The sequence below is a fragment of the Halomonas sp. 3D7M genome, assembly GCF_014897885.1.
Classification (GTDB): domain Bacteria; phylum Pseudomonadota; class Gammaproteobacteria; order Pseudomonadales; family Halomonadaceae; genus Vreelandella.
This window is the reverse complement of record NZ_JABUZF010000162.1, coordinates 18,453-28,582: the sequence shown is the minus strand read 5'-3', so window position 1 is coordinate 28,582 and position 10,130 is coordinate 18,453. Positions and strand designations below refer to the sequence as shown.

General features: G+C 49.1%; 7 protein-coding genes. 3 read left to right on the top strand and 4 right to left on the bottom strand.

Going from position 1 to position 10,130, the window contains the following annotated elements:
• Positions 1 to 273 precede the first annotated feature (273 nt).
• From INT22_RS07935 to tnpA, 4 genes are all read right to left on the bottom strand, one after another.
• The gene (locus tag INT22_RS07935; RefSeq protein WP_193068018.1) at positions 274 to 2,610 is read right to left on the bottom strand and encodes a site-specific integrase; all 2,337 of its coding nucleotides are present in this window, start codon (positions 2,608 to 2,610) and stop codon (positions 274 to 276) included.
• Positions 2,598 to 4,952: a hypothetical protein gene (locus INT22_RS07930; protein ID WP_193068017.1), complete on the bottom strand. Its 2,355-nt coding sequence runs from the start codon at positions 4,950 to 4,952 to the stop codon at positions 2,598 to 2,600. The genes INT22_RS07935 and INT22_RS07930 overlap by 13 nt, the downstream gene beginning before the upstream one ends.
• Before the next feature lies 1 nt (position 4,953).
• On the bottom strand, positions 4,954 to 5,718 hold the full coding sequence (locus INT22_RS07925) for a hypothetical protein (RefSeq protein ID WP_193068016.1): 765 nt from the start codon (positions 5,716 to 5,718) through the stop codon (positions 4,954 to 4,956).
• Between the two features lie 684 nt (positions 5,719 to 6,402).
• Positions 6,403 to 6,777: an IS200/IS605 family transposase gene (gene tnpA, locus INT22_RS07920; protein WP_446718936.1), complete on the bottom strand. Its 375-nt coding sequence runs from the start codon at positions 6,775 to 6,777 to the stop codon at positions 6,403 to 6,405.
• Between the two features lie 225 nt (positions 6,778 to 7,002).
• On the opposite strand from tnpA, the gene INT22_RS07915 reads away from it, so the two are divergent.
• The 3 genes from INT22_RS07915 to INT22_RS07905 all read left to right on the top strand — a co-directional run bounded on the left by INT22_RS07915 (position 7,003) and on the right by INT22_RS07905 (position 10,038).
• Complete coding sequence (locus tag INT22_RS07915) at positions 7,003 to 7,428, top strand: DVU3141 family protein (RefSeq protein ID WP_193068015.1); 426 nt, start codon at positions 7,003 to 7,005, stop codon at positions 7,426 to 7,428.
• Positions 7,428 to 9,155: a polysaccharide biosynthesis/export family protein gene (locus INT22_RS07910; protein ID WP_030071893.1), complete on the top strand. Its 1,728-nt coding sequence runs from the start codon at positions 7,428 to 7,430 to the stop codon at positions 9,153 to 9,155. Before INT22_RS07915 ends, INT22_RS07910 begins: the two co-directional genes overlap by 1 nt.
• A 73-nt stretch (positions 9,156 to 9,228) precedes the next feature.
• Positions 9,229 to 10,038 (top strand): ABC transporter permease, encoded by an 810-nt coding sequence (locus INT22_RS07905; RefSeq protein ID WP_193068014.1) that lies wholly within the window; start codon positions 9,229 to 9,231, stop codon positions 10,036 to 10,038.
• Positions 10,039 to 10,130 lie beyond the last annotated feature (92 nt).

Sequence of the window (10,130 nt, the reverse complement as noted above, 5' to 3'; positions counted from 1 at the left end):
GGAGTCTCCCACGCACGACCGCCATAATTTGGCGTAACGATATATGCTAGCCATGGCAGTAGCGCTGAAGCGCCTTGGATTTGTCAGGTCGCCAAACCTGGCTAAGATAATTATCTTAACGACTGTAAAAATATCAGGGCTTTTTTGACTTGTAAAGTAGTTGCGTTTTTTCTTCGATCATAGGCATGGCCTGATTGGAATGTGGGGCATGTTCATAACAGCTGCCCTAGCAAATAGGATGCTAGGGCGCGCATGATTTAAAGTTGGAGGCTTTTAGCCTGTTAGTTTGGTTTTTGGTGCCAGTATATCGCTATGAATGAGGCCCAACGTATGTGCATAGTTTTCTATCAGCGTGCCAGGTTCACGATGACCTATCCACTTGGTGACCTGTAAGAGCAACGTGCCCCGCGATAATGTATCGAGTCCTTCAGCCCCGCAAAAATATTCGAGTATGGTTTGCAAGGGTGCAGGTTGAAACATCCAGTGATATTTATGCTGTAGAGCATCGCGAAATGTGTGATGTTGCGCCGCATGTAGCCTTAGTAGTGTCCATGAAACAGCGGCATGGCGCAGTCCGTGAAAATCAATATCTTCGCCCAGCATATAGCGCATCCATTCAATGACGGGCTGAATTAATGATTTACGCACATAGGCCTGTGGTGAGTGGCGGGGGCCAAACAGTGCGGTTTCCGCTAATGACCACGACGAGCATTCTGCTTGGCGTGTTTTGACCCACTCATACATGCAGTGGATGACAGAGGGGGGAGCCATGACATGCAGTGCTACCCGTCTCCTCGCCGCCGCTGTTTTGCCACCTAGGATTTCGACCCAACAGTTACGATCCCCCTGTTCATTTGTAGCGCTGAAAACCACCGAGTTGAGTGTGAGTGCTTCGACCTCTGAGGCGCGCAGGCCACCGTAAAATCCCAGCGCAATCACGAGTCCCATCATTTGACGGGGATCGCCTGGGGGAACGTGATGCGTCAACGTACGCCACAGCAACTGCATATGATCGGGCGATAGAATACGTGTGCGCAGGACGCTGGGCGCGAGTGAGCCTGATCTTTTTTTAGGCAGCGAAACGTCTTCTAACATGCCGAAGTGTTGGCAGAACTGCATAAATTGACGAAAACTTTTTATAAAATTTTCTCGCGTGCGAGCAGACCATTGAGTGCCTGACTGGGCCTCCATGTGTAGCTCGAGAACAACATCATCATCCCAATCGCTCAGATCGAGCACCGCGTCGTGCAATAGCATCGTGATCGGTGTCAGTCGAGACAGTAGGGTGCGCGCCGTACTGAGCTTATTGCCCTGACTGCGCAGCTGGTGATACAAAAATTGCAATATCCAGTCGAGGTAGTGGCCTCGATGCCCAATCAGTCGAGCGAGCCGCTTCTCGTAGCGCTCTAACAGCGCTTGCATGGGTGCATCGTGTTTTTTGGCAGCCACTTTGGTCGGATTCAGTCGGGCCGTATCCGCTAAAAACTGTTGCAGCAGGTTTTTAGCGCGACGCTGCCAATCGATTGGTAAATGTTGCGTGGAGAAACTATAAGCACCCGCTGGGCGTGTTGTAGAGTCCGTTGCAGGAATCGGTGCTGGTGTTTGATTATGTTTGGATACCCGGTTTGGTAACCGGCCCATGCAGGCACCTGGTGTATATTGATGCGCCTCATTGTGTTGGGCGAGCAGCGGTACCGGGGTGCACGTTGGCAGTGGGTATTGACGCAGTAGGGTAGACCAGAGCGGCGGGATGCCGCGCATCACGTTAACGTAGCGGCTAGAGGAGACAACGGATGACCAGTGACGTACTGCAGGCCACGCATGGCTATCAGGATGTGAGCGCAGTTCCGTTAGGCACTGTTTTATGGATGCTCTGAGCCTCTGTCGTAGCTGATTCCGTCGTTCTTTATAATTTAAGCTGTCGGCATTTTTTCCAGCAGCACATAACCACGCGTTTGTCTCTTTATGCTTCATACGTGTCGTCAGTGCACGGAGTGGTATCCATACATCATCATGCAACGTGATCCGATAATGCCCATCGTCAGGCCACTGGGCATTGGGAGACGATGGAATGGCGAGTTCGCGTCCGCTGATATGTTTCTGTGACAGCATGGCTAGCGTACCTAGCATGACCGTCTCACTCATGCCCAGCCGAGTCATGAGTCGAATGGCGAGGAGCATTAGCCAGGCGTCGATGTCCTGATGTTTCTGGCACCAAGGTAATAAATGTCGCTCTAATGCCATCATTTGCTCGGATAGGGAAAATGATCGAGGTGTCGTAGGGAGTGCTGAGGGGCGATGTACAGCGATGGGCTCCGGCATTAATACGGCCTGCATGCCGGGCACGCTATTGAGCGCTGTCAGTACGCGATTAATACGATCACGTGCCTGTTGTTTCGATACGGGGCGTTGAGTCTCTTTCCGCCACTCGAAAAAACGCTCTATGAGTGCGGCCACATCTTTATGGTTCCACTGTTTGGTTCGCGTAAGCGCGTTACCTAGCGCGCTGTCCAGAATAAAGCGTGTATCGTTGATTTGAGGATCCTGGATGAGGGCGTGACTGGCCTCTTTCCACTCGCTCAGCAACCTCTCTGCGTTTAGCAATGCCATGGGATGCGACTCCAATCAAGCGGTTGATATCCACATGCCCCTAACCACTCTTTCAGAGCATGGATCAGTTGAGAATAATTTTGCATGTCCAGTGGGGTTTCTGAGCGCGGTGATGACAGCATTCGACCATGTCTGGCGTGCCCGAGCATCGCATCAACTTGCGCGTCTGGAATACGGTTGCGGAGATAGCTGGCAAACGAGTGCCGAGCAACATTGCGGGGACTATTTATCAACTGCGAGAGCTGGAGAGTCGATAGGTCGGACCAGTGCATGTCGCGAAGTCGCAGTTTTCTACCGCGTGGAGGTGTAAATAACCATGCAGGAGTGTCTAGTCGGTCAGTGCGTTGATCATCTATAGCGACGTTTGCCGAACTGGCGACAGAAATAATCAATGAATGCCATCGATGTAGTGATTTAATGCTCTCGCGAACGTTCGGTAAAATAGGAATGACACGCGACTCTATCCCCCGCGCTGAATTTTTGTCATGTATCCACTGCATTTTTTGGCCGAGTTGGTTGCCGCTGCTAGGGCCCACTGGGCGGGCTCCGGTTGACAGTTGCCAGCCGAGCAGTTCATGTGCTGATATCAGCTGTGAAAAGCGTAACAGAGCATCAGCAGGAAACGGTTTATACGACTGCCATGCTTCGATCTCTGCCTGTGAGCTGCGCATGTTTTGACGAATATCACTAAAAATCGACTGGAAAAATTCTGGTGGCTGCGCAACGGCCGATCCGACGCTCGCCGATGTGTGATTAGCGTTAACAGGCATGGCGACAGGTAATGTGGGCTCAAACAGACCTAGTTGCTGCAATGTTTTATCAAACACGTGCTGAAGCTCTTTACGGGATAGCTGTCGGTAGGCGGCAGGTGCAGAGAGGCCTAGGCCGAACTGTCCAGCCAGTGCGGTTGCAGCGACATCATCAATGGCGTGAGGCCGGCGATACAGCCAGCTGCTGGCGCTCAGACGATTGGCTGTGGGAATGAGGCCGGGTTGGTTACGAAAATAGCGTTTTAGGTGTCGATTGAGCTGGCTGCGGGCGCCTCGAAACGGGCGCTCTGAGAGTGGGAAGAGCTTAAAAAACTCGGTCAATGATGGAGGCAGGGTGAGCTGCACCCACTGATTCGTTGGGTTTGAACGATTTAACGAAGGGCCATCGAGTAGGCGATAACATAGGACGCTTTCAGCGGTGCACCAGTGAGGTCGGTCGTCATGGTGGTTGTCAGTAGCGGTGTCAACGTGCTCGCTTGTGGTCAGTCGCATCAATCGTTCGGGTGGTAAGCCGAGCGTTAAGAGCAAAATAGCGAAATATTTAAGTTCAGAGTATAGCGGCTGTGCTAAAACTGCATGTATTGTAACGTCGGTTAGTCGTGCGAGATCGGTAATTGCGGGCAATGATGACGTCGGCGAACTTTTTGTGCGTCGACGTACGAGTTGAATATCATCTGTTCTAGTCAGTGTTGAAGACGCGGCACGCTGTACTATGGTGTTTTCACTAGACTCTTCTGTCTCGTTGGGGTCTTTAAGCTTAATATCACGCATCTTAAATAGCGCATTCTCTGCTGGGCCAGATACTGCACTATCATGTTGTTTATAGCGCTCTCGGCGAATATATAGACGCTGACGTTTTGGCAGCAGCGTCTTGGCTAATACATTGAGGCGCTCATCGTGCCAAGGGTCATGTTTAGGCACGTTACTGGCAGTTTTTTGTTTTTCTGAGCTATTGTAATCCCGTTGTTTCTCTCCAGGCGTGAGAATTTTGTGGGATAACATACTTAAAATTTTGATCTTTTCTTTCAAGCTATTTTTTTGCGCACTAAGCATATCGCTGTTAATCGTGGTGATAATGTCAGAGCCTAGTGTTTCGCTTTTTTCTACGATTTCTATGCGTGACTTTATGACAGCTGAGATAACATCACGTGCTGCCAGAACGTGGGTGTAAAAAGTTGATTTAGATATGCTCTTATTTTCATCGACATTGCCAAAAAGATGGCTAAAATACCGTCTACATTTTATGGCAATATCGCTAGAGCTTTGGAAAAGGTGAGAGGGATGTGTTAGGGCATAATAAACAAAATAGTTTGTTCCAATATGGCTAGGTTTTTCTTTTTTAATATTTTCAAGGGTTTGTAGCTTCTCGATTAGATTTTCAATGTCGATTGATTTAATATCAACATTGTAAATCTCTGCTGCTTTTTTAAATGTCGTCAGAGAGACTGGTGGTTGTGAATAGTTAATAATATTGAAAAGAGTTGTTTTTTCGTCATCTAGCAGGGGGGCAGCCTCAATGGCTGACTCCCACTGTTTTTTTATTTCATGAGGATAAGGGCGGTCAGCGGACATTTTATAGCTCAACGTTTAATGAAAATTGTTTTTCTGCATTTTTTGCAGCACTATTAATAACAGCCAAATGTTTTTCGATGGTGGATAACTCTTTTTGAACGCTGGTTTTAACGTTTTTTTCATCCTTTTCGCCAATGTGCGTTGATAAAGCTTTTCTGTCGTTATTTTCTGAGCATTTATTTTTCTTGGTTTTTGATTTTTTAATACGCTTTATGTCAGGCATGTGCGCAAATGAGCTTTCGCTAAGATTAGCAGAGCTAAACAATACTTTATAATGTCGAACAGAAAGTTTATCTCCATTAAATAAATTGTTTTCTATGCACAGTTTTAGAGCTGGGTCTTGTGATATCTCGCTTACAGCTTTCTTCCATAGTAATTCTCCATCCGAGTTTTTCTTTTTGTAATGCAGTTGTTGAATTTTACCAAGCAAGAAACGTAACAGCATGCCGCCATCGTTACTTATAGATGCCTCATCTAATATGTAAACAACCAAGTTTTCTGTAAATGAAAAGCCCTGTTTAAGCAGCCTTTGCATCGAGTTGAGCTGTGCTGTTAATGACGATCTGTTTAATAGTTGCTCCCCACCGCCCTCCTGACGCAACAGTACGGGAGGGTGTGTCAGCACAACATTATGTGTTTTGTTAGATGCCAAGCTTAGATGGCTTCTCTGGTCTGCTATACCAAGCAGTTCTCGTACTGATCGTGTCTCCATTCGTGCGCTGACGGTGTAGCTGTGGCCATTCAGTGGCTGAAAATTGATATCCATGTGCATCGCTCTCTCGCATTTCATTTGGGCTTATTACTAATAAGGGGCAGTTTTTTGCTTCGTGCCCCAGCCGCTTGGAGCGATTTGTAATTTTTCGTAGCGGCAGTCAGCCTGCACCACTGAAATGGCAGGCGAGCAAAAGCATTCTCAAGTGCTAAATGCACAAGAAAATGAATAATAATTCATAGAATCATCGAGATAGACGCGTTAAGGGCTGCTTTAAGCGTCGGTGGTTACATAGCGCAAGACGCATCAGAGGATAGCGAACGCTGCTGGCAACATTTCACAGTCACAGACTGGCAATAGCTAGCCAGTATGCACGCAGTGATAAAGTGTCAGGAGGTGAATTGTCACTAGAAAAGACATAAAATACAGCGCGCTAATAGCTCAGGCCGCACCCGATAGGCACATTTATGCTGGGGGACTCAAACCACAAGATTTTTACCTTCTCATGGGAGCCGATTAAGAATAGTGGAACAACCATGTAATGGCGGTACCCACATTAGGAGAATGCTGGTGTTCCCAATTAGGCACACTGGGAACGTTAGCTAAACTCAAAAATAATGCCAAACTAGGCACTATGTCAATCCCTCCTCTCGGAAAGAGAAGGCGCGGTTTAACGATAAGCGCGGAATTCTCCACTCATAACCTTGGTTTGGGTGGCGATGGATAGCGCGGCCAACGTCACGTTGGCCGGTCTTGATTCTCGATGTAGTCGCGCAGTACCTCAATAGGCGCACCACCAGCCGTCAGCAAACAGTAGGCCCGACTCCAGAGCACCGGCTTCCAATAAAACTGCGCCAAATGCTCGGTGAATTCGGCCCGAAGCCGCCTGCTGGTCACCGTTTTCAGGCTGTTGACCAGCTTGGAAGGCTGGATCGTAGGGTTAAGGCCAAGAAGCAAGTGAACGTGATCGGCTTCGCCACCAAATTCCAAAACCTCGACCTCCCACTTGGACCCTCCGACGATTCTATTCTTCGAATGAATCGTCGGAGGGTTCAACTTTTCTTTTGTTGCATCGTTGCACTTCTTTTGTAGCGCCAAAAAATTGCCAACCACTGAATTTCAACCGTTCCTTGCATCGAAAAACGATATGCTAAGTTATTTTAGATTTTGTACAAGGGTTGTCGAAGTGGAGGTGGTAGCAAGTTTGCTCTACAATGCCCACTAAATCGTTAACGTAGTTTTTTCTAATTATTTTTTAACCGAGCAGGAACGTAGGGCAAGGGAATGCGCCCATATGAATCCCTGGGCGGTAGCGTGCCTTTTTACTGGAAAATTATCATGTCGAATATCCCTGTTTCTCTAGCACGACCAGCTCGCATGCTGCTGGCCGCGTTAAGTGTTGCCGTAGTAAGCGGTTGCGCTACTTATCCCAATAGCACACAGCAGCAAGCGCAGTACGTGCTAAACACAGATTCAGCCAAACTACTTGTAGATGACAACCTCAATGGCTTTTTATCCCAAGCGCCTGCCGGGGCAGTAATAAACGTAGCGCGCAGCCCATGGGGTGATAACGTCGAAATTATTGCCGATGCGCCTTATCTAGCCGCCAGCGGTAGAAAGTGCCGTCAGCTTCGGGTAGTAGAAGCAGGAAGTGGCGCAGCTCGCACGGCTCTTACCTGTGAAACGCCCAATGGTTGGGTTAACCAGCGCGTGCTAAATCAAAGCATGTCTTCTTCAACTACTGCAGCACAAGGGCGCTACTAATGAATGCTACTCGTCTTATCAAGCGGCTTTCGTTGAAACGCCCTTTAGCCGCTGTGTCACTGTTGCTTGTTAGTAGCCTAATAAGCAGTACGAGTTGGGCGCAAAGTATCAGCCTGCCCAACACCATTCTGCCGGAAGAACAAGCTAGCCAGCAGCAGGTAGAACAAGTAAACGACACCCCCCGGGCTGACTGGCGTAGCGGAACGTATGGCCCTGTGTCAGCGCAACCGCAAAACCCTGATGTTCTTCCGCCGTTCGGTGCCAACCTGTTTACCGGTGGGTTTCGCGGTGCGATGGGAGATGGCCTAAATGCCGGTTACCAAGTTAAGCCCGGCGACCAAATCACCGTGCGAGTTTGGGGCGCGCTTGAATTTGAACGGGTGCTACCGGTAGATGCCCAAGGCAATATCTTTATTCCCGGCTCAGGCCCATTAAATGTAGAAGGCCAAAATAGCCAGCAGGTAGAAAGCAGCGTGCGCGGTGCCATTACCTCGGTTTATCCAGAAAATGTTCAAGTTTATACCAACGTGCAAGGCGTGCAGCCTGTTGCGGTGTTTGTGACTGGCTATGTAGAAAATCCAGGCCGCTTTGCGGGCACTCCGAATGACTCGGTACTGTACTTTTTGGATCAAGCAGGCGGCATCGACCAAGACCTAGGCAGCTACCGGCAAATTCGCGTGATGCGTAACGACCGTACCGTGGCTACAGTCGATCTGTATGACTTCCTTATTAATGGCTCCATTGCCCGCCCGCAGTTCCAAGATGGCGACACCATTGTTGTAGAAGAGCGCGGCCCAGCCATTGCCGTAGGCGGCGATGTTCATCGTGAACACCGCTACGAGCTGCTGGGTAACCAGCTAAGCGGTGCTGAGCTAGTAAACTTGGCACGCCTAAGAAGCGGTGTTTCTCATGTGCTGTTACGCGGTAACCGTGATGACGGCCCGTTTGCCCAATACTTCCCCCTAGATATGTTCTACGGACAAACCATCCGCAGTGGCGATGAAGTACTGTTCAGCGCTGACAAGCGCAGTGAAACCATCGTGGTCGAGGTGGAAGGTAGCTATTACGGCCCCTCTAGGTTTGCCTTACCTCGCGATGCACGCCTAAGTGAACTGCTAGACGCCATCCCCGTGCCAGAGAATATGACCGCGGTGGAAAGCATTTCACTACAGCGTGAAAGCGTCAGGCAGCAGCAAAAGCAATCTATGGAAGATAGCTTACGCCGCTTAGAAACTACGTATTTAAGCGCTGAATCTAGCACCAACGAAGAAGCGAAAATTCGTGCCCAAGAAGCCGAACTTATTCAAGACTTCGTTGAACGTGCCCGAGAGTTAGAGCCTAGTGGGCGTTTAGTAGTCGCCTACAACGATAGAATCTCTGATATTCGGTTACAAGATGGCGACATTATCACTATTCCTGAAATTAGTGATTCCATGCTGATTAGCGGTGAAGTGCTGGTGCCGCAAGCCGCAGTGTTTCGCCCCGGCATGAACGTGATCGACTACATTGAAAGTGCCGGTGGCTTTACTAACCGCGCCGATGAAGATCACATTCTCATTGTTCGTCAGAACGGCGCAGTAGAAAATGCCCGCAACGTCAATCTACGTCCGGGTGATGAAATTCTTGTCATGCCCGCTGCTCCTACCCACAACCTGCAGCTAGCTTCCACGCTGACACAAATACTGTTCCAAATCGCCGTCGCCACCCGCGTCGCAGTTGATTTGTAAATGGTGAGGTGTGAGGAAAACTACGAACACCTCACGCTTCACGCCCACATCTCACCTATTTAAAAGTAGAGCTATGGCAAATGTAAGAGGCGCACCGAAGGGTGCCCGCACGCCTTGGCAAGTAACACGTAGCGTGTGGTACGCCATGTTTATGCGCGAAGCTCTTTCGCGCACCATGGCCGACCGCATGGGCTGGTTCTGGATGATTTTTGAACCAGTCGCGATGGTGGGCATTATGGTCGCCATTCGTAGCTTTATTCGTGGTGGCCGACTAGTGGTCAACGCTGAATTCATTCCTTGGTTGATTGCTGGTTTGATGGGCTTTTTCTTAGTGCGTGAAGGCATGCTAAGAGGAATGGGGGCAATTGAAGGTAACAGCGCGTTGTTTGCCTATCGCCAAGTACAGCCTATAGATCCTGTCTTGGTGCGCAACTTTTTGGAAGGAATGTTGCGCTCTTTTGTGTTTTTAATCTTTATCGGTGGCGGGTTAATGCTGGGATTAGATATGTACCCAGATAATGCTGTGCGTGTCATGGCAGCTTGGCTATCGCTTTGGTGCCTTGGGTTAGGGTTGGGGTTAGTGACCTCCGTTGCCGCAACACTAGTACCAGAAGTAGGCAGAGTGATCCGCATGCTATCGCTGCCGCTGCTCATTATTTCTGGGGTCATTCTTCCCCTTAACCAGTTGCCCCACTGGCTGCTGGAATACTTAATGCTTAACCCCATTCCTCATGGGTTAGAAACGCTTCGCTTAGGCTTTTTTGAAAATTATGAAGTGGTGCACGGCACCAGCATGCTCTATTTCTGGTTAGTCACGCTTTCATTAAATGCCCTAGGGCTAGTAATGCACCTCCGTTTTGTTGATCGGTTAAAGGCTAAATAATTCATGCAAGGTTCCCTAGGTCGATTTGTGAAAACATCCCCTCACTGGACAGTAGCGCTACTAGCAATTGCTGTTGTGAGTTTTTACTGGTT

What these genes read in the sequence shown, in the direction of transcription:
- INT22_RS07935 (WP_193068018.1), bottom strand. Translation starts at nt 2,610, where the DNA reads ATGGCATTGCTAAACGCAGAGAGGTTGCTGAGCGAGTGGAAAGAGGCC.
- INT22_RS07930 (WP_193068017.1), bottom strand. Translation starts at nt 4,952, where the DNA reads ATGTCCGCTGACCGCCCTTATCCTCATGAAATAAAAAAACAGTGGGAG.
- INT22_RS07925 (WP_193068016.1), bottom strand. Translation starts at nt 5,718, where the DNA reads ATGGATATCAATTTTCAGCCACTGAATGGCCACAGCTACACCGTCAGC.
- INT22_RS07915 (WP_193068015.1), top strand. Translation starts at nt 7,003, where the DNA reads ATGTCGAATATCCCTGTTTCTCTAGCACGACCAGCTCGCATGCTGCTG.
- INT22_RS07910 (WP_030071893.1), top strand. Translation starts at nt 7,428, where the DNA reads ATGAATGCTACTCGTCTTATCAAGCGGCTTTCGTTGAAACGCCCTTTA.
- INT22_RS07905 (WP_193068014.1), top strand. Translation starts at nt 9,229, where the DNA reads ATGGCAAATGTAAGAGGCGCACCGAAGGGTGCCCGCACGCCTTGGCAA.